This is a genomic window from Streptomyces sp. NPDC055506, from assembly GCF_053643595.1.
In genome coordinates this window covers 15,151-37,325 of record NZ_JBSHKH010000033.1, presented here as the reverse complement: position 1 = coordinate 37,325, position 22,175 = coordinate 15,151, and the positions used below count along the sequence as shown (strand labels likewise).

The window sequence follows — 22,175 nt, the reverse complement described above, 5'->3', positions numbered from 1 at the left end:
TCGCACGCACGACGAAAGCGATACCGCACCATGGATCTCGGCGTCCGCTGGAAACTGCACGGCGACGGACGCACCCCGGCGCCCGGCGCGGTGGTCCGCCCCGACGAGCGGCTCTCGTGGCCCCGCACGGCCGGGCTCGGCGCCCAGCACGTGGTGGCCATGTTCGGGGCGTCTTTCGTGGCTCCGGTCCTGATGGGCCTGGACCCCAACCTCGCGATCATGATGTCGGGCGTCGCGACCGTCGTGTTCCTGCTGGCCACCCGCGGCCACGTCCCCAGTTACCTGGGCTGCTCGCTGTCCTTCGTGGGCGTGGCGGCGGTCATCCGCGCGCAGGGCGGCAGCAGCGCCACCGTCACCGGCGCGGTCTTCGTCGTCGGGGCCGCGCTGTTCCTGGTGGGGCTCGCCGTGCGGCGGTTCGGGGCGCGGATCATCCACGCCACGATGCCGCCGATCGTGACCGGCGCCGTGGTGATGCTGATCGGCTTCAACCTGGCGCCGGTGACGGCCTCGACGTACTGGCCGCAGGACCAGTGGACGGCCCTGCTGACGATGCTGTTCACCGGTCTGGCGGTCGTCTGTCTGCGCGGGTTCTGGTCCCGGATCGCGATCTTCCTGGGGCTGGTCTTCGGATACGGCATCTCCTGGGTGTTCGACCTGGTCTTCGGCAAGATCCACTCGGTGGACGCGAGCGGCAAGGTCACCGACCACTGGCGGCTCGACCTCTCGGGCGTGGACAAGGCCGACTGGATCGGGCTGCCGACGCTGCACGGCCCGTCCTTCGAGTGGTCGGCGATCCTGGTCGCCCTGCCGGTCGTCATCGCGCTGGTCGCCGAGAACGCCGGGCATGTGAAGGCGGTCGGCGAGATGACCGGCGAATCGCTGGACAGCAGGCTCGGCACGGCGATCTCGGCCGACGGCGTCGGCTCGATGCTGTCCACCGCGGTCGGCGGCCCGCCCAACACCACGTACTCCGAGAACATCGGCGTGATGGCCGCGACCCGCGTCTACTCGACGGCCGCCTACTGGGCCGCCGCCGGCTTCGCCCTGCTGTTCGGCGTCTGCCCGAAGTTCGGCGCGGTCGTCGCGGCGATCCCGGGCGGGGTGCTCGGCGGCATCACCGTCATCCTGTACGGCATGATCGGCCTGCTCGGCGCCCAGATCTGGCTCAACGCCAGGGTGGATCTGCGCAATCCGCTGAACCTGGTCCCCGCGGCGGCGGGCATCATCATCGGCGTCGGCAACGTCACCATGGAGTTCACGGACACGTTCTCGCTGAGCGGTATCGCGCTCGGCACGATCGTCGTCATCACCGGCTACCACGCCCTGCGGGCCTTCGCCCCGGCCCATCTGAAGACACAGCATCCGCTGCTGGACGAGGGCACCTCGTCCTACGACGAGGGCAAGCCCTAGCTCCTACGGCGGGACGAGGTCGTAGCGTCCTACGGCGGGGCGAGAACGCGGGCTACGGCGAGGCCAGCTCGTAGGCGTAGGACGCCGTGAACGTCCCCGGCCTGCCCTTGCAGCCGTCCGACTCCCCCGGGAGCTTCACCCACAGGTAGGCGTCGATCCGGGCCTCGCCGGTGCCGAGGGTCGGGGCCCGGCCGAGCTTGCGGCCCGACGGGTCGCACCACTCCCCGTCGGCCGGGGCGCCGTTGCCGTTGCGGCTGGTGTCGATGACGGCGCCCAGGCCCGCCGGGCCGCCGAGGGCGTCCAGGACCCGCCGGTCGTAGGCGACCTCGTCGGCGGTGGTGTGGAAGTTGGAGACGTTGCTGAAGATCCCGTCGGAGGACTCGGGCGAGGCGGCACCGGCCTGCCGCAGCCATGCCGCCTGCTTGCCGGGCGCGTTCCAGCCGGAGTGTCCCGCGTCGAAGTACACGCGGGCCCGGGGGTTGGCGGCCTTCAGGACGCGGCCTGCCCGGGCCAGCGAGGCGAAGCGGTCCGCGCGGTCACCGGCGGAGAGGCACTCGGTCTGGGCGACCGAGTCCGGCTCCAGGACGACGATGACCTCGCCGGAGCCCAGCCCGGCCGCGAACCGGTCGATCCAGGCGTCGTACGCGTCCAGGTCGGGCGCTCCGCCCTGGGAGTGGCCGCCGCAGTCCCGGCCGGGTATCGCGTACGGCACGATGACGGGCACCCGGCCCTGTGCCGCGCCGCCGGACGTCACCGCGGCGACCCGGGCGGTGAGCGTGTCCGGGGAGTAGTCGGCGAACCAGACGGCGGCCGGCCGGTCGGCTATGCGGGACGCGATGACCTCGTGGCGCGGGTCGCCGTCGTGGGCCCGGATCCAGTCGAGCACCTGGGAGTCGGGGTGGCGGTAGAGCCGCCCGGTCACGGCATCGGCCGTCTTCTGCTCCTTGGTCTCGGCCCTCGGGGATGAAGGCGCGGGGACGGCGCTCTTCGTCGGAGACGGTGTGGGCGAGGCGGCCTCGGAGACCGATGGGGACACCGACGGCACAGCGGGCAGGGGCGCCAGACGGGGCGAGGCGGACACCCCGGAGGGCCGGGCCTCGGCCGACGATCGCCGGTCCTCGACCGCGGAGAGCGCCCCGGCGACCACACCGGCCGCGACCACGACGGAGGCCGCCACGACCATCGCGCCGCGCCGGGCGGCGCGCCTGCGCTCGGCCCTGCGGGCGGCCAGGCGCTGGGCACGTAAGCCTGACACGGTGCTGCTCCCCCTCCCCCTGCGGCGGGCGGCGTTCCCCCGTTTCGGGGAAGCGCCGGGCCAGCCGGTACTCCGGCCAGCCTAGAGCTGGGACTCTGCCCGCATGCCGCGATGCGAACAAGTCCCCTCAGCCGTGGACACTCCGGTCGACGGGGTCATCTCCCGGATGCGCGCCCTCGATGCGGCACTGCACCCCCGGGACGGGGTGGCGGTCTTCAACCGCGTCTACCTGGCGGTGACGGAGGTGGTGGACCGGTACGTCGACACCGGGCGGTTCGCGGACCCGCATGCCGCGATCACGCTGGACGTACGGTTCGCGGAGCGGTACCTGGAGGCGGTCGACGCGGCGGCCGGAGAGCGGCGCCCACCCGCCTGCTGGCGACCGCTGTTCCAGTTCCGCCGCCATCCCGGGGTACGGCCGTTGCAGTTCGCCCTCGCGGGCATCAACGCGCACATCGGGCACGATCTCGCGCTGGCCGTCGTGGACACCTGCCGTACGCTCGACTGCGCACCCGCCGACCTGGAGGACGAGTTCGACACGGTGGGCGATCTCCTCGTCTCGCTGGAGGAGCGCATCCGCGAAGATCTGATGCCGGGCCCCGATCTCCTCCAGATCGCCGACCCGCTGACCCATCTGCTCGGCTCCTGGAGCCTGGACCGCGCCCGGGACGCCTCCTGGACGGCGGCCCGGGCCCTGTGGGCACTGCGCGGACTCCCCGAGGTGGCCCGGGAGTTCACCGAGCACCTGGACGCGGCGGCTGGCCTCGCGGGGCGCATGCTGCTCACGCCGTTGTAAAGATGATCCAACGCCGTGATCGCCATGGTGATCCGACGCAGACCTCCGGCCGGCGGGCCGGACGACGACGCCGGCACCGCCGCTCCCGCACCGGAGGCCGGCCGGCGCCCGCGGCCACGACCGGTGCGGCGGGTGCGGCGGGTGCGGCGGGTGCGCTCACGCCTCGGTCGGACCGCTCGCAGGGCCCGAGCCCGTCAGTCCTCCGGGAGTTCCACCGGCGCGATCTCGTCATAGAGGTCTCCGGGGCCCGGGTTGGTCGGGTCGGTCGTGCCGCCGAAGTGGTGCATGACGCCCCAGACCGCGTTGAGTGCGGTCTGGACGGCGCCCTCGGCCCAGCCGGCCGTCCAGGAGATGTCGTCGCCGGCGAGGAAGATGCCGCGCTTGTCCTCGGGCAGCTCCTCCTGCATGAAGTGCGTGAACAGGCGCCGCTGGTAGCGGTAGTGGCCGGGCAGGTTGGCCTTGAACGCGCCCATGAAGTAGGGCTCGTTCTCCCAGGAGACGGTCACCGGGTTGCCGATGATGTGCTTGCGGATGTCGACCTTGGGATAGATCTCGCCGAGCGACTTCAGCATGACCTCCATCCGCTCGTTCGCGGACAGCGGCAGCCACTTCAGGCTGTCGTCGCACCAGGTGTAGGAGAGGCAGATGACGGCGGGCTTGTCCGGGCCGTCGTCGAGCAGGTAGGTCCCGCGGGTCATACGGTCGGTGAGCGTCATCGACATGACGTCCCGGCCGGTCTCCTCGTCCTTGTCGAGCCAGAAGGGCCGGTCGACGGGCACGAAGAGCTTCGAGGACTCCATGTAGTGGGTCCGCTCGATCGCGGTCCAGTGATCGATCGGGAAGAGCGAGTCGTCACAGTCGATCTTCGAGAGCAGCATCCAGGACTGGGCGGTGAAGATCGCCGTCCGGTAGGTGCGGATGTCGCCGCGCGCGTCGGTGACCGTGATGCGGTTGCCTGCCGTGCGGTGCAGCCGGGTCACCGCAGGGCGGGGCTCGCCGCCCTCGTGCAGGCTCGCGAGCGAGGTCCCGTGGGCCCAGTGGACGATCTTCTCCGGCTCACGCTCCCAGAGGCGCAGCGGCAGCTGCTGGGAGCCGCCGACGATGCCGCGGTGGTGGTCGTCGGCCTCGGTGTAGACGACCCGGAGGATCTCCAGGATGGAGTTGGGGAAGTCGGTGTCCCAGCCGCCCGTGCCGAAGCCGACCTGGCCGAAGATCTCGCGGTGCCGGAAGGACTTGAACGCCTCGGAGTCGCAGAGGAAGCCGTAGAAGGTCTGGTTGTCGAGCTTCTCGACGAGCCGGGACCAGATCTCGCGGATGCGCGGGACGTCCCGCTCGCGCAGGGCCCGGTTCATGTCGGAGAAGTCGGCACCCTCCTCCAGGCACCTGTTCCAGGCCTCGGCGACGTCCCGGTAGACCTGGGGCAGATCGGCGACGGTCTCGGCGTAGTGCGACTCGCCCTTGAGATCGACGACGGTCGACGGCGTCGCCTCCGCGAGAGGGTTGGGGAAGGACTGCGTCTGGAGACCGACCAGGTCGATGTAGTGCTGTAGCGCGGTGGACGACGGCGGGAAGCGCATCGCGCCCATCTCGGCCGTGAGGGACTCGTCGCACCCGTCGAAGCCCACCGTCCGCAGCCGGCCGCCGATCTGGTCCGCCTCGTACACGACCGGCTTGAGGCCCATCTTCATCAGCTCGTACGCGGCGACGATGCCGGACAGGCCGCCGCCGATGACCGCGACCTCCGTGCCGTGCTCGGTCGCGGGTATCTGCCCGAGACCCGCCGGGTGGGCGAGGAAGTCGTCGTAGGCGTACGGGAAGTCCGGGCCGAACATGGTGATCGGCGGCTGCTGCGCGTCTGCGTGCTCGACGGCGTTGGGCACGGTGGACGTCATGGGGTACGGACTCCTTGCAGAAGATACAAACAGGTGTGAGGGGATCAGGCGAGCGACCCGTAGAGGCCCGGGCGCCGGTCCAGCAGATACGGGTTGGCCCCGCGGGACGCGGCGAGGAGCGCCGGGTCGACGTCGGCGAGGGCGAGCTCCTCGCCGCGTCCGGCCCGGGTGCGGGCCACCCCGTCGGGCCCGGCGAGCGTGGACAGCCCCACGAACTCGAACTCGCCTTCCCGGCCGACCCGGTTGACGTACGCGACGTACATCTGGTTCTCGAAGGCCCGCACCGGGATCATCGACTCGGCGACGAACTGGAACGGGTGCATCTGGGCCGTGGGGACGAGAAGCAGGTCGGTGCCGGCCAGGGCGTGGGCGCGGACGTTCTCCGGGAACTCCACGTCGTAGCAGATCAGGATGCCGACGCGCAGACCGTCGATCTCCGACTGGACGACCGGCTGGTCGCCCGGGGTGAAGTGGTCGCGCTCAAAGCAGCCGAAGAGGTGGGTCTTGCGGTAGTTGGCGAGCCGGGTGCCGTCGGCGGAGATCAGCTGGGCCGAGTTGAACACGGCGTCGCCCGCCCGCTCGGGGTAGCCGTAGGCGATCGCCAGGCCGTGGCCGGTCGCGATCTCGGCGATGGCGTCCGCGCAGTCTCCGTCTGCGGGCTCGGCGAGGCGGCCGATGTCGTCGCCGATCGCGTACCCCGTCAGGAACATCTCCGATGTGACGAGCAGCCCGGCGCCCGCGGCGGCGGCCCGGCCCGCGGCCTCGTCGAGGACCTTGAGGTTCTCGGCGGTGGAGCCGGGGCGGCCGGAGCTCTGGAGCAGGGCGGTGCGCATGCGTGTTCCTCACCGGGACGCGGAGGGTTTTCGGGGGCCTGATAGACGGTACGGTCGGCGGGCTCGGCCGGACAAGGAGCAGCCATTGCGCGCCGGTGAGCTGATCATTGCGTCCCTCGAGGGCTCGGCGGCGATTCGTTGCGATCCTGCGGTCGTACGTCGGTCCACCCACGGGTGCAGACCGGTGCGGCGGTCCCCCGCCGGGCGGCGGAGGCGGGGTCACGTCCCCGGAGCGATGTGGCGCGGGCGCCGCGCCGGGACAGTGGTGAGCGTTCCGACGACCTGTTTCCCCTTGCGGAAAGGACCGCCATGAACCGCCGTACGAAGACCGCCGTGTTCGGGGCCGCGCTGCTGCTCACCGCGACCGCCGCGGCGGCCTCCGCCGCCGCGTCCTCCGACTCCGGCTCCGGCTCCGGCTCCCCGGTGCAGGCCCGTGAGGCCGCCGCGCTCACCGGCAAGGCCAAGCTGTACCGCTCGGCCGGGGACGACATCACCTTCTCCTTCGACGCGCATCTGGCCGCGAAGGACAAGGCCGACCCGACGAAGGCCACCGGCACCTTCGAGTGGAGCCACTATCTGAACGGCGAGGGCGCCCGGGCGAAGGCGAAGGTCGACTGCCTGGTCACCGGCGGCAAGGTGGCCGTCGTCTCCGGTGTCATCACCTCCTCCGACCTGCCCGGCGCGAAGGGCAAGCGGGTCGGGATCACCGTGCACGACCTCGGTCACCGTGACCGGCTCGGCTACAGCTGGGCCGCGACGGGCTCCCCGGTCGAGACGAAGGACCTGCCCAAGTGCGTGGGCTCCGCGCCCTTCGAGAAGGTGAAGAAGGGCACCGGCGACTTCTCGGTCATCCCCTGGCAGCCCGACCTCTAGCAGCCAGCAGCAGCGCGGTCACCAGGTACGGCACGGCGAACCACGCGAAGGCCGTGCCGTGTCCGCCGGCCGTGCCGAGTACCCCGTAGCCGCCGTACACGGCGACCGTGGCCAGGTCCGTGCCGAGGCCGGCGACCGAGGTGAGGGTGGCCCGGCCGGTGTCGTCGACGCGCTGCTGGAGCCGGGCGTCGGCCAGCACGCTCGCCGCCTGGAAGCCGCCGAAGGCGAGCGCCACGAGGGCGATTCCGGCAGGGGTGCCGGCCCCGGCACCCACGGCCAGGGCGAGTGCCGCGCACGCGAGCAGCGCCGCGAGGCCCTTCGTGCCCAGGCGCTCGCCCGTCCCGGCCAGCAGTCCCCCGGCCGTGGCGCCCGCCCAGATCAGCAGGAGCAGGTAGGGCACCAGCGCGTCGGAGACACCGGTGTCCTGGACCAGCAGCGGTGTGTACTCGTCGAGGGCGCCCCACACGGCGGTGACGGCCGGGACCAGCAGGAGCGCTCCGCGTACGGACCGGTCGGCGCGGGCCTCGGCGAGCCCGGCCTTCAGGGTCGCGGTCCAGCTGTCCCGCCCGGCACCCGGGGTCCGGTGTTCCGGGAGCCGGGCCGCCGTCGCCGCCGCCAGCAGGCAGACCAGGACGCTCGCGGCGCCGACGGCGGTGTGGCCGCCCCAGGCGAACACAGGCCCGGCCAGTCCCATCGCCGCCATCACGGCCACCAGGGCGGCCGCACGGGCGCGGCCCATGACACGGGCGTAGCGGTCGGCGGCGCCGAGCCGCTCCAGTTCGTCGTAGACCAGCGCCTCACGCGCGCCGGAGGCGAGGGCTCCGCCCGCGCCCCACAGCACGAAGCCCAGCGCGAAGGCGCCGTACGACGGGAGGAGCGTCCACAGGGCGAAGCCGGCGGCGGTGAACAGCGGGCCGAGCCACAGCAGCAGCCGGCGGGAGACGGCGTCGGCCCAGGCGCCGGAGGGGACCTCCAGAGCCACACCGGTGATCGACCACAGGACGAACAGGGAGGAGATCTGCCAGACCGAAAGACCGGTGTCGCGGAACAGCAGCGCGTACACCGGGTAGAGCAGGACGAAGTCCTCGAGGAACGCGTAGCCGTACAGCGTGCCGGTCAGCCGGCGGACACCGGACGTACGGCGCCCACGGCGATCGTCGCAGGACGCGGATGGAGATCAATGTCGCCAGGTCATGACACCGATGGTAGGCCGGTCTGGCCGATCACGCCGCTGGATTACGTGGGCGATCCCGACGAGAAGCGCCGCAGCAGCGGCGACAGCACGAGCACGGACTTGGTCCGCTCGACGAACGGCTCCCCGGCGATCCGCTCCAGGACCCGTTCGAAGTGCCGCATGTCGGAGGCGAAGACCTGGGCGATCGCGTCCGCGTCCCCGGTGACGGTGGACGCGGCCACGACCTCCTGATAGCGCTCCAGGCCCCGCTGAATGGTTTCCGGGGAGGTGTTGCCCCGGCAGTAGATCTCGACGAACCCCTCGGTCTCCCAGCCGAGGGCACCCGGGTCCACCCGGACGGTGAAGCCGGTGATGGCTCCGGTGGCGCGCAGCCGGTCCACCCGCCGTTTCACGGCGGGCGCGGACAGTCCGACGATCTGGCCGATGTCGGCGTAGGAGCGGCGGGCGTCCTCGGCGAGGGCGTGCACGATGCGTTCGTCGAGATCGTTCAGCACAGTGGGTTGATCACTTTTCGGATGGTGCGAGTCGGGAACGGCGATAGCCGTACACGAAGTAGAACACGAGCCCGGCGGCCATCCAGACACCGAAGACCACCCAGGTCACGGCCGAGAGGCTGCCCATCATCCAGATGCAGAAGCCGAAGCCCAGCGCCGGCATGACCGGGGAGAGCGGCACCCGGAAGGTGCGGGGCATGTCCGGGCGGGTCCGGCGCAGGACCACGACGGCCACGTTGACGAGCGCGAAGGCGAACAGGGTGCCGATGCTGGTGGCGTCGGCGAGCTGCCCGAGCGGGATCGCGGCGGCCAGCACACCGCAGAACAGCGACACGATCAGGGTGTTGGCGCGGGGGGTCTTGGTCTTCGGGTGGACCTTGGAGAAGACCTTGGGCACCAGACCGTCGCGGGACATGGCGAAGAGGATGCGGGTCTGGCCGTACAGCACGGTCAGGACCACGCTCGCGATGGCGATGACCGCGCAGAACGCCAGCAGGGTGCCCCAGAAGGTCTGTCCGGTGACCTCGCGCATGATCTGGGCGAGGGCGGCCTCGGAGTCGGTGAAGTTCTTCCAGGGCTTGGCGCCGACCGCGACGGCGGCGACGAGGACGTACAGCGCCGTGACGACGACCAGCGACAGCATGATCGCGCGGGGCAGGTCACGCTGGGCGTTCTTCGCCTCCTCGCCGGCGGTGGAGGCGGCGTCGAAGCCGATGTAGGAGAAGAACAGCGTCGCCCCGGCGGCGCTGACACCCGCCATGCCCAGCGGCATGAAGTTCTCGTAGTTGCCGGAGCGGAAGCCCTGGACGCCGATGGCGCAGAACATCACCAGCGCGGCGATCTTCACGATGACCATGACGGTGTTGGCGCGGGCGGACTCCTTGGCGCCGCCCAGCAGGAACGCCATCGCGAGCAGCACGACGATCAGCGCGGGCAGGTTGAACACGCCGCCGTCGCCGGGCGGTGCGGACAGGGCGGCCGGGATGGTGACGCCTATGGTCCCGTCGAGCAGTTCGTTGAGGTACTCGCCCCAGCCGACCGCGACGGCGGCGACCGAGACGCCGTACTCCAGGACCAGGCACCAGCCGCAGACCCAGGCGATCAGCTCGCCCATCGTTGCGTACGCATACGAGTACGAGGATCCGGCGACCGGGATGGTGCCGGCGAGCTCGGCGTAGGACAGGGCCGAGAACAGGGCGGTGAGGCCGGCGATGACGAAGGAGAGGGTGACGGCCGGTCCCGCCTTGGGGACGGCCTCGCCGAGGACGACGAAGATGCCGGTGCCGAGGGTGGCACCGATGCTGATCATGGTGAGCTGCCACAGGCCGAGGGTCCGCCGCAGCGACCCTCCCTCACCCTGGCCACCCTCGGCGACCAGGCTTTCCACCGGCTTGCGACGCATGAGGCGCGCACCGACGCCCCGGGCGGGCGGGGCGGTCTGACTACTGCTGTGCGGGGGTGCGCCTTGGTCGAGCACGCGCTGGCTCCTTCATCGCTGCCGGTCAGGGGCGGCAGGGACCAGCGGCAACTCTTGAGCAGAGCCCCACCGAGCGGGGTCCCTGCCACGCCACGTACGAGGCGACAGCCTACGAGGATCGGCGTTGCTGGTGAAATGCAGCAACCTTGCGCATACCCGCAAGATCGTTGCGTTCCTCGGGGCTCGGTGGGTGTTCGTTGCGGGACGGCTGTCGACCGTTGCGTGACGGGCCGTCAGAAGAAGGCAGTGGCCCTTGAGAGGGAACACGCGCGCCGACACGGGAAACGGCCCCCGGTCGTTCACCGAGGGCCGTACGGAAGGGCGTTGGCGTGTCAGCTCCAGCTGGCGTGCAGGGGCTTGCCCTCGGCGTAGCCGGCGGCGCTCTGGATGCCGACGACGGCCTTCTCGGCGAACTCCTCCAGGGAGCCGGCGCCCGCGTAGGTGCAGGACGACCGCACGCCCGCGATGATCGAGTCGATCAGGTCCTCCACGCCGGGGCGGGCCGGGTCGAGGAACATGCGGGAGGTGGAGATGCCCTCCTCGAACAGCGCCTTGCGGGCCCGGTCGTACGCCGACTCCTCCGAGGTGCGGTTGCGCACGGCACGCGCGGACGCCATGCCGAAGGACTCCTTGTACGCCCGTCCCTGCGCGTCGTGCTGGAGGTCGCCCGGGGACTCGTAGGTGCCCGCGAACCAGGAGCCGACCATCACGTTGGACGCGCCGGCCGCGAGGGCCATCGCCACGTCGCGCGGGTGGCGGACGCCGCCGTCGGCCCAGACGTGCTTGCCGTACTTCTTCGCCTCGGCTGCGCACTCCAGGACGGCGGAGAACTGCGGCCGGCCGACGCCGGTCATCATGCGGGTGGTGCACATGGCGCCGGGCCCGACACCGACCTTGACGATGTCCGCGCCCGCCTCGATCAGGTCGCGCACGCCCGCGGCGGCCACGACGTTGCCCGCGACGATCGGCACCCGCGGGTCGAGGTCGCGCACCAGCTTGAGGGCGCTGATCATCGACTCCTGGTGGCCGTGCGCGGTGTCGATGACGAGCGCGTCGACGCCCGCGTCCAGCAGCTCCTGGGCCTTGCCCGCGACGTCGCCGTTGATGCCGACGGCGGCCGCGATGCGCAGCCGGCCCTGCGCGTCGGTGGCCGGCTTGTAGAGCGTGGCGCGCAGGGCGCCCTTGCGGGTGAGGATGCCCGCGAGGGTGCCGTCCTTGTTGACCGCGGGGGCGTAGCGGCGGTTGGCGTGGTCGAGGGTGTTGAAGGCCTCGCCCGGGTCCATGTCCGCGTCGATCAGCAGCAGGTCCCGGGACATGACCTCGGTCAGCTGCGTGAAGCGGTCCACGCCGGACAGGTCCGCGTCGGTGACGACGCCGACCGGCTTGTGGTTCTCGTCGACGACCACCCCGGCGTTGTGCGCGCGCTTGGGCAGCAGTGCCAGCGCGTCGGCGACGGTCTGGTGCGGGGACAGGATGATCGGGGTGTCCAGGACCAGATGCCGGCTCTTCACCCAGGAGACGACGTCGGTGACCACGTCGTTCGGGATGTCCTGCGGTATCACCACGAGGCCGCCGCGGCGGGCCACGGTCTCGGCCATGCGGCGGCCGGCGATGGCGGTCATGTTGGCGACGACGAGCGGGATGGTGGTGCCCGTGCCGTCCGGGGAGCTGAGGTCGACGCCCTGTCGCGAGCCGACCGCGGAGCGGCTCGGCACCATGAAGACGTCGTCGTACGTCAGGTCGTACCCGGGCTGGATGTCATTGAGGAAACGCACGTGCTGCACATCCCAGTCGTTCAGAGGTGACCCCCGAACCGGACGGTCCGGGGGAAAGAGCACGTACTTCATTGTCCCACGACGACGGCCCGGACGTCCCTGAGCGGATCATCCAGGCTGGTCAGGGGGCCTCTCGGAGGATGCTCCAAGGCCGAGGGTCACGAAGAGACCCGGTCCCCGGTCCGTCGCCTCGGCGAAGATCTCCTCCGCGACCTGCCACTCCTCGGGCCGCGTCTCGGCGTACGTCCGCCAGCCCCGTACGACGACCAGCAGCCCCCGCTCCTCGGACCCCTCGGGCCAGAGGGCGGGGTCGGCCAGGCAGTCGGCGAGGGCGTCCCAGTTGCGGCCGAACCAGTCGGGCAGGGACAGGTCGCGGGCACAGCGGTCCATGAGGCCCGCCTTGTCCGTGACCCCGTCGAGGTCGAGAACGACCACGATCCGGCCCGCCGGGTCGTCCGGCACCTGCTGCGGCTCCCTCACCATCCGTCAGACTCCGTCCGGGTCGGCCCTGTTGAGCGCGGACTTCGGCGTCGGGCCCGCCGTCATCAGGTAGTCCGCGGCCGACGTGTCCGTGACCAGGCTGGTGACCAGCCCGGACCGCAGCACCGCGTCGATCGCGGGGCCCTTGCGCTGTCCGCCCGCGATGGCGACGACCTCGGGGACGCGGCGGAGCTGGTGGGTCTTGACGGTGATGCACCGCTCGCCCAGGTCGCGGCCGACCCGGCGGCCGTCGGCGTCGAAGAGGTGCGCCGACATCTCGGCGGCGACACCGAGGGAGGCGTAGTGCGCGCGCTCCTCGTCACTGAGCATGTCGTGCACCGTGGAGATGCCGGGCTCCCAGGAGCCGATGGAGACACAGGCGACGGTGACCTTGTCGAAGTGCTCGAAGGCCCTGGCGATCCCCGTCTGGTTGCGCAGTGCCGTGGCCGTGGCCGCGTCGGGCAGCAGCATCGGCGCGTAGATGGGATGGGCGTCACCGCCGGACACCTGGGCGGCGCGGCGTACGGCCTCGACCGAGCCGCGCTCGGCGGTCCCGGCGTCGTACACGCCCGTCAGCTGCACCACCGTGCACGGCGGCAGCCGGTCGAGCGCCGCCGCCATGTGGATCGTGGAACGGCCCCAGGCCAGTCCCAGCACATCACCTTCGTTGACCAGTTCGCCGAGCAGGTCGGCGGCCACCTCTCCCAGGTTCTCGGGGTCGGGTGTCTCCTCGGCCTCGGCCGGGGACTCGACCACGACAGCGTGCCTGAGGCCGTAGCGGGCGCGGAGCGCGTCCGAGCGCTCGGCGTCCAGTTCGGCCGGCACGCGGATCTCGATACGTACGAGATCCCGTTCGAGGGCGGTCTCCAGGACCCGGGCCACCTTGAAGCGGCTGACGCCGAACTCCTCCGCGATCTGGATCTTGGACTTGCCCTCGAGGTAGAAGCGGCGGGCCATGGCCGCCGCCTGCACCAGCTCAGCGGGTCCCATCCGCATGGCTGACCGGCCCGCCGACATACCCGACACGGCGATCTCCTCACTGCTGTTCACACTCTGGATTCGCCGTTCATCCTTGCAGATCCGGCGCGGTTGATCAGCCCTGATCGGAGCCGTTCACTTTGCTGTGGCTCAGTGGTCGCAGGCCCAGGATGCCCTGGCCGTCGTCGCCTCAGCCTGCGTGCGTAGTGCACGTACCGCCTCGGCCGGGTCTTTTGCCCCGTAGACCGCCGATCCGGCCACGAAGACGTCGGCTCCGGCGTCGGCGCAACGCTCGATGGTGGAAGCCGAAACTCCGCCGTCGACCTGGAGCCAGAGCTCCAGTCCGTGCTTGCTGATCAACTCGCGGGTGCGGCGAATCTTCGGAAGCATGATGTCGAGAAAGGCCTGTCCCCCGAAGCCCGGTTCCACCGTCATGATCAGCAGCATGTCGAGCTCGGGGAGCAGGTCCTCGTACGGCTCGATGGGGGTCGCGGGCTTCAGTGCCATGGAGGCGCGGGCGCCCTTGGCGCGGATCTCCCGGGCGAGCCGGACCGGTGCGGCGGCCGCCTCGACATGGAAGGTGACGGAACCGGCCCCCGCCTCCACGTACTGGGGCGCCCACCGATCGGGGGCCTCGATCATCAGGTGGCAGTCCAGCGGAGTGTCCGTCGCACGGGCGAGAGACTCTACGACCGGCACCCCGAGCGTGAGGTTCGGGACGAAATGGTTGTCCATGACGTCGACGTGGAGCCAGTCGGCTCCCTCCACCGCCTTTGCCTCGTCCGCGAGGCGAGCGAAGTCGGCGGACAGGATGCTGGGGTTGATCTGCGCGGCCATGGCCTAAGCCTATGCGCTGCGCTGGGCTTGGGCGGTGGGGGTCCCGGGACTGGCGGTTCTCGTCGGCCGCGGGTCGTGTGTGGCTGGTCGCGCAGTTCCCCGCGCCCCTTGAGGACACCGGTGCGGAGGTCCCCATGACGAGCAAGCGCGGTCTCGGTCATCTCGTCTGCGGGCGGCGGGCCAAGTGGCTGGTGCTGGGGCTGTGGCTGGTCGTGCTGTTCGTGACGGCGCCGTTCGCGATGAAGCTCACCGATGCGCAGGACAACGACGCGGCGTCCTGGCTGCCGGGGTCCGCGGAGTCGACGCAGGTGCTGGAGCTGTCGAAGGACTTCCGGCCCGAGCAGATCCCCGCGGTCGTCGTCTACGCCCGGGACAGCGGGCTCACCGTACAGGACCGTGCGCAGATCACCGAGGACGCGGCGGAGCTGAGGCAGCTGCGCGACCACGGCATCCGGGGCGCGGAGACCCAGGGGCCCGTCTACGACCGGCCGGCCGATCCCCGGGCGGCGGAGATCCTCGTACCGATCACGATGGACGAGAAGGGCTGGGAGCGGATCGCGCCCGCGGTCGACTCCATGCGGGACATCACCGGCGACAGTCATGGCGGCCTCGCCGTGCACATCACCGGGCCGGGCGGCACATCGGCGGACTTCTCCAAGGCCTTCGAGGGCATCGACTCGACGCTGCTGGTGTCGGCCATGGCCGTCGTCATCGTCATGCTGCTGATCACCTACCGCAGTCCCACCCTGCTGCTGGTCCCGCTGCTCGCCGTGATCGCGGCGCTGTTCACCGCGCAGGCGCTGATCTATTTCCTCGCCGAGCACGCCGGCCTGACGGTGAACGGGCAGAGCGCCGGCATCCTCACGGTGCTCGTGTTCGGCGCGGGGACGGACTACGCGCTGCTGCTCGTGGCGCGCTACCGGGAGGAACTGCGCCGCCACGAGGACCGGCACGAGGCGATGGCGCTCGCCCTGCACCGGGCGGGCCCCGCCGTGCTCGCCTCCGGGGCGACGGTCGTGCTGAGCATGCTGGTGCTGCTGGTCGCGGAGATGAACTCCACCAGCGGCCTGGGCCCGGTCGCCGCGATCGGCGTGGCGGTCGCCCTCCTGGCGATGATGACCCTGTTCCCGGCCCTGCTGGTGATCTTCGGCCGCTGGATCTTCTGGCCGGTGATCCCGCACCTCGGCTCGGCCGACCCCACCGGGCGCGGCATCTGGGCCCGCACCGGCCGCCGTATCGCCCGCCGCCCGCGCACGGTCTGGGCGGTGACGGCTCTCGTCCTCGCGATCTGCTCGCTCGGTCTCATCCAGCTGCGCGCGGAGGGCATCAGCAACGCGGACGCGTTCACTGGCAAGCCGGACTCGATCGTCGGCCAGGAGGTCTCCGAGCAGTACTTCCCCGCCGGCAGCGGCAGTCCGCTCGTCATCGTCTCCAACCAGGCACAGGCCAGGCAGGTGGGCCGCGCGGTCGCCGGAACCGAGGGCGTCGTGCCGACCTCGCTCGGCCTGCCCCCGGCCACGAGACCCGTGTACGAGGGCAAGGTGCTCTTCGAGGCGACTTTGGCCGATCCGGCGGACAGCGAGGCGGCCAAGCAGACCGTCGAAAGGGTGCGGGACGCGGTGCACGCGGTGCCGGACGCGGACGCCCAGGTGGGCGGCGGCACGGCCGGGCTCATCGACATGGACAGAGCGACGATCCACGACAACATCGTGATCATCCCGCTGGTCCTGGCGGTCGTCCTGCTGATCCTGTGCGCGTTGCTACGGTCCCTGATCGCCCCGCTGCTGCTGGTCGGGACGGTGATCCTGTCCTTCACGGCGGCCCTGGGCCTCAGCGCGCTCGCGTTCCGCCACATCTTCGACTACGCGGGCGAGGCGACCGACTTCCCCCTGTTCGTCTTCGTCTTCCTGGTCGCCCTGGGCATCGACTACAACATCTTCCTCACCACCCGCATCCGCGAGGAGGCGGCCCGCAAGGGCACCAGAGAGGGCGTGGTCACGGGGCTCGCGGCCACCGGTGCGGTCATCACCTCCGCGGGCCTGGTGCTGGCCGGCACATTCGCCGCCCTCGGCACCCTCCCGATGGTCGCCTTCGCCGAGATCGGCTTCGCGGTGGCCCTCGGCGTCCTCATCGACACGTTCATCGTGCGCTCGGTCCTGGTGACGTCGCTGTTCCTGGACGTGGGACCGAAGGTGTGGTGGCCGCACCGGCTGGCCAGGGAGGACGGCGGTGCGGCACACCAGGAGAGCGTCGGGGCGGGGGTCAGCCGGTCCGGCGAATGAGTGCCAGGTACATGGCGTCGGTGCCGTGCAGATGCGGCCACAGCTGGACGTCGGGCCCGTCGCCCAGATCCGGTACGCCGGGCAGCAGCGGCCGCGCGTCGACGAGGTCGGTGTCCGGGATCTGCTTGAGCACATCGGCGACCACGGCCCGGGTCTCGGCGAGGTGCGGCGAGCAGGTCGCGTAGCCCACGACGCCGCCGACCCGCACCGACTCCAGGGCGGTGCGCAGCAGCCCGCGCTGCAACGGAGCGAACCCCTCCAGGTCGTCGGGCCGGCGCCGCCAGCGGGCCTCGGGGCGGCGCCGCAGGGCGCCCAGACCGGTGCACGGCACATCGACCAGGACCCGGTCGAAGCTGCCGGGCCGCCACGCCGGCCGGGTCCCGTCCGCGGTGATCACCTGGTACGGCCCGGGATTGCCCTCCAGCGCCCTGGCCACGAGCCCGGCCCGGTGCGGCTGCTTCTCGGAGGCGAGCAGCGTCGCGCCCCGTTCGGCGGCGAGGGCGCCGAGCAGCGCGGCCTTGCCGCCGGGCCCCGCGCACCCGTCGAGCCACCGCCGGTCGGGCCCGTCCAGCGGCGCGTTGGCGAGGGCGATCGCGACGAGCTGGCTGCCCTCGTCCTGCACACCCGCGCGCCCGTCCCGGACGGCCTCGACGGCGCCCGGCTCGCCGCCCTCGGCCAGCCGTACGGCATACGGTGACCAGCGCCCCGGCACGGCGGCGTCCTCATCGAGCAGTTCCCCGGCGGTGGCCCGCCCGGGCCGCGCCACCAGGGTCACCTCGGGCCGCTCGTTGTCGGCGCGCAGCAGCTCCTCGATGCCGGCCCGACCGCCGCCGAGGGAGTCCCACAGCGCGGACACGACCCATCGCGGATGCGAGTGGACGACGGCGAGGTGGTCCTCGGGGTCCTCGTCGTAGGGCGGCGCGACCCGCTCGAGCCAGCCGTCCAGGTCGTCCTGCGCGATCTTCCGCAGAACGGCGTTGACGAACTTGGCCCGTCCGTCGCCGAGGACGACCCGCGCGAGCTCGACCGTGGCGGACACGGCCGCGTGGGTCGGGATCCGCGTCCCGAGCAACTGGTGCGCGCCGAGGCTCAGCACGTCCAGCACCGGCGGGTCGACGTCCCCGAGCGGCCGGTCCACACAGCTCGCGATGACCGCGTCGTACGTCCCTTGCCAACGCAGCGTGCCGTACACCAGCTCGGTGGCGAGCGCCGCGTCCCGCGCGTCGAACTTCTCGGGTCCCTCGTTCTCCCGCGCTTTGCGCAGCAGCGGCGGCAGGACGAGGTTGGCATAGGCGTCCCGCTCGTCCACGGCCCTCAACGCCTCGAAGGCGAGGATGCGGACGGGGTCCTTCTTGGGCCGACGGTAGGGCTTGCCGGACGGGCGGGGCCGACGGGGCTGTTCGCTCACGAAAAAGGTGCTCCGGGTGTGAGAAGAAGTGCGCCGTCCAGCCTACGCCGCCGGGAGCAGGGGCATCAGACCCCGAGCCGCTCCCCGTCGGCGATCCGCACACCGCGCGCCCAGTCCGCGGCCCTCATCGGCTTCTTGCCCTGGGCCTGCACCCACAGCAGCTCGACACCGTACGAACCGGTGCCGACGTACACGTTGTTCTTCCCCGCGGAGATCTGCCCCGGGGCGAGGTCCGCCCGGTCGGGCACGGGGGTGACCTGGATGAGCTTGAGCCGCTCGCCGCGGAACGTGGTCCAGGCGCCCGGGGCCGGGGTGCAGCCCCGCACCATCCGGTCGACGCGCAGCGCGGGGGCGGCCCAGTCGAGGTGCGCGTCCTCGACGTTGACCTTCGGCGCCTGGCTGATGCCGTCGGCCGGCTGCGGTACGGCCTTCAGCGTGCCGTCCTCGATCCCGTCCATGGTCGCCGCGAGCAGCCCGGCACCGGCGAAGGCGAGCCGCGTCAGCAGGTCCCCGCTGGTGTCGGTGGCCCGGATCTCCTCGGTCACCGTCCCGTACACCGGCCCCGAGTCGAGCCCCTCCTCGATCAGGAACGTCGATGCCCCGGTGATCTCGTCACCGGCCATGATGGCGTGCTGCACGGGCGCGGCCCCGCGCCAGGCCGGCAGCAGGGAGAAGTGCAGATTGACCCAGCCGTGCGCGGGGACGTCGAGGGCGACGCGCGGCAGCAGCGCCCCGTAGGCGACGACGGGACAGCAGTCCGGCGCGATCTCCCGCAGCCGCTCCAGGAACTCGGGGTCCTTCGGCTTCGCGGGCTTCAGCACCTCGATCCCGGCCTCCTCCGCCCGCTCGGCGACGGGCGACGCGACCAGCCTGCGCCCGCGCCCGGCCGGCGCGTCGGGCCGCGTGACGACAGCGGCCACCTCGTGCCGCCCGGAGGCGAGAAGAGCGTCCAGAGCGGGAACGGCGACCTCGGGTGTACCGGCGAAGACGAGCTTCATGGGGTGGTGGGGGCCTCTCGGGCGGGGATGAACGACGGGCAGCACACCAGTCTATGGCTGACGTCAGGGAAAGCCGCCGACGGCGATCCGCCCCCACGGGAGACGCGGACCGCACGAGAGACAGTTACGGGCGGTGCGCGGGTGGGAGACATACGCCGATTGCCGAAGGCCGAGGCGCACACCCCGCGCAAACAGGCGCACGCATATGCCCCCACGCCCCCACACCGTGACCCGCGGAGCGAATCCGCGTTGGTCAAGACAGAGTTGACCACAACGGGCCGTGATCACGGCCCATTCCTTTCAACGCCGGTTCGAGAGGCTTGTTCATGGCCGACCACGCAACCCACGACGCCCAGGCTCGGGCCAGCCTGCACTTGCTGGTGCGGGACATCGAGCGGGTCCGCCGGCAGGTGGACGCACTGCGCACCCTCACCGCCCAGCTGGGCAATGTCTACCGCCCGCGCCGCTCCGGCCCTTCCACGGGCTTCGTCGTCTACGGACGCGCCCCCGCCCCGACGGTACGTCTCGCCCAGGAGCTGCGGGACAGTGTGGAGACCCTGGTCACCGCGGCCGTGGACTTCGACCGCTCACTCGGCTTCTCGTGGGACGCGGTGGGCTCCGCGCTCGGAGTCACCAAACAGGCGGTGCACCGCCGTTACGGCGCACGCCGTGCCGCGACCACGGCCCAGGCGGCCACGGCCGAGCCGGAGCGCACGCCCGAGCCGACGGGCGGCCGCGCGGTCGGCATGCCCACCGGCCTGCCCACGGTCCCGACGGTCCCCGCCGCCCGCTCCATGCCCACGCAGCCGACGGCAGGCAGCCCCGCACTCCGCGACGAGGCACGGCCGACGGCGTTCCCCGGCCCGCGCAACGGCTGAACCACCCCTCGCCCTGCCCTCCCGGGACGCCTTCGGGAGGGCAGTCGCACATCCGGGCGACGCCCGCCGGGCCTGCCACGGCAGCTGACCCGCTGCCCGGCTCATCCGATGTCAGCCGGATCGATCCGCACCCAGACGCCGGCCCCGCTCCCACTCCCCCGAGCCATCCGCGCGGCCTGCGCGGCCTTGAGCGCGGCCGCCAGCGCGGCCCCCTTCCCGGGCGGCACCCGCAGCAACGCGCGCTCCCACTGCTCCCCGGGCGGCGGCGCCCCCGCCCGCCGCGGTCGCCCCGCGGCGACGACGGGCAACGGCACCGGCCCCAGCACCTCCGCCTCCGGCGGCAGTTCCGCCGTACGGAGAAACTCGGCCACCGCCTCCGCAGGACCCGACACGGCCGCCATCCGCGACACCGGCGGAAACCCCAGCTCGGCCCGCTCGGCGAGTTCCCGCACCGCGTGACCGACGGGATCCCACCGTACGAGCGCCTGGACGGGCCGCAGTGTCGGCTCGGCGACGACCACCACCGTGCCGCCGGCCGACTGCGGCCGGACGAGCGCCCCGGCCGCGATCCACCGCCGCAACGCGTCCTCCCCGGCCCGCAGATCGGGCCGCCCGAGCATGGCCCATCCGTCCAGCAGCAGCGCAGCCGCGTACCCGCCCTCGGCGACCGGCTCGGCCCCCGGCGTGCTCACCACCAGCGCGGGCGCCCCCGGGACCGTGTCGAGCACGTGTTCACGCCCCGAGGTCCGCACCGGAACCGCGGGGAAGGCCCGACCGAGTTCCTCGGCGGTCCGCCGCGCGCCCACCACCGAGGCGCGCAGTCGGAAGGCGCCGCACTCCGGGCAGTGCCAGCCGCTCTCCTCGCGGCCGCACCATCCGCAGCACAGGGCACCGCCGTCCCGCGTCTCCAGCGGCCCGGAGCAGTGCCGGCAGCGAGCGGGCGCCCGGCAGTTGGCGCAGGCCATGCGCGGCACGTAGCCCCGCCGGGGCACCTGCACCAGCACCGGGCCGTGCCGTAGGCCGTCCCTGACGGCCTGCCAGGCGAGGGTCGGCAGCCGGGCGGCCCGGGCGGCCTCGTCCCGGGCGAGGTCCTGGTCCCCCACGGTGCGCACGAGCGGAGCGGCTTCCCGGACCTGCTCCCGTCCGGCGACGAGCGGCCGGGCCCACCCGCTCTCGACGAGCTGTGCGGCCTCCACCGTGCAGCCCCAGCTGCCCAGCAGGAAGCCGCACTTGTCCTGGGCGGCCCGCAGCAGAAGCACCTCCCGTGCATGGGGCTGCGGGGCGTGCTGTTCGCTGTGGCTGTCGTCCCCGTCGTCCCAGAGGGCCACCAGCCCGAGGTCCTGGACCGGCGCGAACATCGCGGCCCGGGTCCCGATCACGGCCCGTACGGAACCGCGGCGCACCGCGAGCCACTGCGCGTACCGCTTCTCGGGCCCCGCGTCGGCGGTGAGCACCGCGTGCCGCCCCTCCCCGAGCAGGGAGGTCAGTGCGGCGTCCGCTCGCGCGACGGCCCGTCCGTCGGGCAGGACGACGAGCGCACCGCGCCCGGAGGCCAGTGTCGCCGCGACGGCCCGGGCCAGCTCCTCGCTCCACTGCGGTCCCGGCAGCGCGTTCCACACCGCCCGTGGCGCGCCGCCGGACGCCAGCGACTCCACGAAGGCCGGTCCCCGCTCGTACCGCTGCCAGGATCCCGGCTCGGGGGCCGGGGGCGGCGGCAGGGGGGCGGGCGAGGCGCGCTGCTCAGCGCGTGCGTTACGCGGCGGCACGGCGAGTTGCAGGACATCCGCGAGGCTGCCCGCGTACCGGTCGGCGACCGCCCGGGCCAGCCCCAGCAGTTCCTCGCTCAGCACCCGCTCGGGCGACACGACCTGGGCCAGGGCGGCCAGCGGCCCGGAGTACTCGGACTCGGCCAGTCGCTCGACGAGGAACCCGTCGATCAGCCCGCCGCCCTCGCGCCGTCCGTCCCGCACCCGGTGCCGCCCGGCCCCGAACCGCACCCGCACCCGCACGCCCGGCTGGGCCTCGGCGTCCAGCTCCTCGGGCACCGCGTAGTCGAAGTACCGGTCGAGATGGAGCACGCCCTTGTCGACGAGGACGCGCGCCACGGGCAGCTCCTTGGCGAGCGCGGCTCCCCGCCAGGTCCGCGGCTTGGCCCGGGGCGTCTTGGCCTTCCGCACACTCTCCCGGATGAGCGCGAGCTGCTCGGGCGGCGCACCCTCGACGCCGCCGTCCGCCTGTCCGTTCTCGCTGCTCACGCTTGCATTCTTACCAAACACCACTGACAACCGGCGGTGCCGGCGAAGCCCCCTTGGGC

18 protein-coding genes are annotated in these 22,175 nt (G+C 72.3%); 5 read left to right on the top strand and 13 right to left on the bottom strand.

Going from position 1 to position 22,175, the window contains the following annotated elements; genetic code table 11:
* Nucleotides 1-30: 30 nt before the first annotated feature.
* On the top strand, nucleotides 31-1,410 hold the full coding sequence (locus ACWIF2_RS15410; RefSeq protein WP_454360756.1) for a uracil-xanthine permease family protein: 1,380 nt from the start codon (nucleotides 31-33) through the stop codon (nucleotides 1,408-1,410).
* A gap of 52 nt (nucleotides 1,411-1,462) precedes the next feature.
* Here ACWIF2_RS15410 and ACWIF2_RS15405 read toward each other — a convergent pair whose 3' ends face one another.
* The gene (locus ACWIF2_RS15405; protein ID WP_454360800.1) at nucleotides 1,463-2,593 is read right to left on the bottom strand and encodes a glycoside hydrolase family 6 protein; all 1,131 of its coding nucleotides are present in this window, start codon (nucleotides 2,591-2,593) and stop codon (nucleotides 1,463-1,465) included.
* 175 nt (nucleotides 2,594-2,768) lie between these two features.
* Between ACWIF2_RS15405 and ACWIF2_RS15400 the strand changes: the two genes are divergently transcribed.
* Nucleotides 2,769-3,461, top strand: coding sequence for a DUF5995 family protein (locus ACWIF2_RS15400; protein WP_454360755.1), 693 nt, complete (start codon nucleotides 2,769-2,771; stop codon nucleotides 3,459-3,461).
* Nucleotides 3,462-3,655: 194 nt separating this feature from the next.
* Here ACWIF2_RS15400 and ACWIF2_RS15395 read toward each other — a convergent pair whose 3' ends face one another.
* Nucleotides 3,656-5,353 (bottom strand): flavin monoamine oxidase family protein, encoded by a 1,698-nt coding sequence (locus tag ACWIF2_RS15395; protein WP_454360754.1) that lies wholly within the window; start codon nucleotides 5,351-5,353, stop codon nucleotides 3,656-3,658.
* A gap of 44 nt (nucleotides 5,354-5,397) precedes the next feature.
* Nucleotides 5,398-6,186 (bottom strand): carbon-nitrogen hydrolase family protein, encoded by a 789-nt coding sequence (locus tag ACWIF2_RS15390; RefSeq protein ID WP_454360753.1) that lies wholly within the window; start codon nucleotides 6,184-6,186, stop codon nucleotides 5,398-5,400.
* Nucleotides 6,187-6,495: 309 nt separating this feature from the next.
* Between ACWIF2_RS15390 and ACWIF2_RS15385 the strand changes: the two genes are divergently transcribed.
* Nucleotides 6,496-7,059 carry a Repetin gene (locus ACWIF2_RS15385; protein ID WP_454360752.1) on the top strand — a complete coding sequence of 188 codons (564 nt, stop codon included), beginning with the start codon at nucleotides 6,496-6,498 and terminating at the stop codon, nucleotides 7,057-7,059.
* On the opposite strand, the gene ACWIF2_RS15380 is transcribed toward ACWIF2_RS15385, so the two are convergent.
* The 7 genes from ACWIF2_RS15380 to rpe all read right to left on the bottom strand — a co-directional run bounded on the left by ACWIF2_RS15380 (nucleotide 7,034) and on the right by rpe (nucleotide 14,295).
* Nucleotides 7,034-8,179 carry an MFS transporter gene (locus ACWIF2_RS15380; protein ID WP_454360798.1) on the bottom strand — a complete coding sequence of 382 codons (1,146 nt, stop codon included), beginning with the start codon at nucleotides 8,177-8,179 and terminating at the stop codon, nucleotides 7,034-7,036. The genes ACWIF2_RS15385 and ACWIF2_RS15380 overlap by 26 nt on opposite strands.
* A 116-nt stretch (nucleotides 8,180-8,295) precedes the next feature.
* Nucleotides 8,296-8,748: an Lrp/AsnC family transcriptional regulator gene (locus tag ACWIF2_RS15375; protein WP_003988931.1), complete on the bottom strand. Its 453-nt coding sequence runs from the start codon at nucleotides 8,746-8,748 to the stop codon at nucleotides 8,296-8,298.
* A 10-nt stretch (nucleotides 8,749-8,758) separates the two neighbouring features.
* Entirely contained in the window at nucleotides 8,759-10,225 is a 1,467-nt protein-coding gene (locus ACWIF2_RS15370) for an amino acid permease (RefSeq protein ID WP_454360751.1), read from the bottom strand.
* A gap of 332 nt (nucleotides 10,226-10,557) precedes the next feature.
* Nucleotides 10,558-12,000: a GuaB1 family IMP dehydrogenase-related protein gene (locus ACWIF2_RS15365; RefSeq protein WP_454360750.1), complete on the bottom strand. Its 1,443-nt coding sequence runs from the start codon at nucleotides 11,998-12,000 to the stop codon at nucleotides 10,558-10,560.
* A 108-nt stretch (nucleotides 12,001-12,108) separates the two neighbouring features.
* Entirely contained in the window at nucleotides 12,109-12,462 is a 354-nt protein-coding gene (locus ACWIF2_RS15360) for a barstar family protein (protein ID WP_454360797.1), read from the bottom strand.
* 24 nt (nucleotides 12,463-12,486) lie between these two features.
* Nucleotides 12,487-13,530 carry a sugar-binding transcriptional regulator gene (locus ACWIF2_RS15355; RefSeq protein ID WP_454360749.1) on the bottom strand — a complete coding sequence of 348 codons (1,044 nt, stop codon included), beginning with the start codon at nucleotides 13,528-13,530 and terminating at the stop codon, nucleotides 12,487-12,489.
* 78 nt (nucleotides 13,531-13,608) lie between these two features.
* On the bottom strand, nucleotides 13,609-14,295 hold the full coding sequence (gene rpe, locus ACWIF2_RS15350) for a ribulose-phosphate 3-epimerase (RefSeq protein WP_454360748.1): 687 nt from the start codon (nucleotides 14,293-14,295) through the stop codon (nucleotides 13,609-13,611).
* Nucleotides 14,296-14,429: 134 nt separating this feature from the next.
* Between rpe and ACWIF2_RS15345 the strand changes: the two genes are divergently transcribed.
* Entirely contained in the window at nucleotides 14,430-16,577 is a 2,148-nt protein-coding gene (locus ACWIF2_RS15345) for an MMPL family transporter (protein WP_454360747.1), read from the top strand.
* On the opposite strand, the gene ACWIF2_RS15340 is transcribed toward ACWIF2_RS15345, so the two are convergent.
* Nucleotides 16,558-17,985 (bottom strand): RsmB/NOP family class I SAM-dependent RNA methyltransferase, encoded by a 1,428-nt coding sequence (locus ACWIF2_RS15340; protein WP_454360746.1) that lies wholly within the window; start codon nucleotides 17,983-17,985, stop codon nucleotides 16,558-16,560. The two genes, ACWIF2_RS15345 and ACWIF2_RS15340, sit on opposite strands and share 20 nt — an antisense overlap.
* Nucleotides 17,986-18,050: 65 nt before the next feature.
* Entirely contained in the window at nucleotides 18,051-18,983 is a 933-nt protein-coding gene (gene fmt / locus ACWIF2_RS15335; RefSeq protein WP_454360745.1) for a methionyl-tRNA formyltransferase, read from the bottom strand.
* A gap of 326 nt (nucleotides 18,984-19,309) precedes the next feature.
* Between fmt and ACWIF2_RS15330 the strand changes: the two genes are divergently transcribed.
* Complete coding sequence (locus ACWIF2_RS15330; protein ID WP_454360744.1) at nucleotides 19,310-19,861, top strand: hypothetical protein; 552 nt, start codon at nucleotides 19,310-19,312, stop codon at nucleotides 19,859-19,861.
* Between the two features lie 101 nt (nucleotides 19,862-19,962).
* Here ACWIF2_RS15330 and ACWIF2_RS15325 read toward each other — a convergent pair whose 3' ends face one another.
* Nucleotides 19,963-22,116 carry a primosomal protein N' gene (locus ACWIF2_RS15325; protein WP_454360743.1) on the bottom strand — a complete coding sequence of 718 codons (2,154 nt, stop codon included), beginning with the start codon at nucleotides 22,114-22,116 and terminating at the stop codon, nucleotides 19,963-19,965.
* Between the last annotated feature and the right edge of the window lie 59 nt (nucleotides 22,117-22,175).

What these genes read in the sequence shown, in the direction of transcription:
- ACWIF2_RS15405 (WP_454360800.1), bottom strand. Translation starts at nt 2,593, where the DNA reads ATGGTCGTGGCGGCCTCCGTCGTGGTCGCGGCCGGTGTGGTCGCCGGG.
- ACWIF2_RS15345 (WP_454360747.1), top strand. Translation starts at nt 14,430, where the DNA reads ATGACGAGCAAGCGCGGTCTCGGTCATCTCGTCTGCGGGCGGCGGGCC.
- ACWIF2_RS15410 (WP_454360756.1), top strand. Translation starts at nt 31, where the DNA reads ATGGATCTCGGCGTCCGCTGGAAACTGCACGGCGACGGACGCACCCCG.
- ACWIF2_RS15400 (WP_454360755.1), top strand. Translation starts at nt 2,769, where the DNA reads ATGCCGCGATGCGAACAAGTCCCCTCAGCCGTGGACACTCCGGTCGAC.
- ACWIF2_RS15390 (WP_454360753.1), bottom strand. Translation starts at nt 6,186, where the DNA reads ATGCGCACCGCCCTGCTCCAGAGCTCCGGCCGCCCCGGCTCCACCGCC.
- ACWIF2_RS15330 (WP_454360744.1), top strand. Translation starts at nt 19,310, where the DNA reads ATGGCCGACCACGCAACCCACGACGCCCAGGCTCGGGCCAGCCTGCAC.
- ACWIF2_RS15395 (WP_454360754.1), bottom strand. Translation starts at nt 5,353, where the DNA reads ATGACGTCCACCGTGCCCAACGCCGTCGAGCACGCAGACGCGCAGCAG.
- fmt (WP_454360745.1), bottom strand. Translation starts at nt 18,983, where the DNA reads ATGAAGCTCGTCTTCGCCGGTACACCCGAGGTCGCCGTTCCCGCTCTG.
- ACWIF2_RS15385 (WP_454360752.1), top strand. Translation starts at nt 6,496, where the DNA reads ATGAACCGCCGTACGAAGACCGCCGTGTTCGGGGCCGCGCTGCTGCTC.
- rpe (WP_454360748.1), bottom strand. Translation starts at nt 14,295, where the DNA reads ATGGCCGCGCAGATCAACCCCAGCATCCTGTCCGCCGACTTCGCTCGC.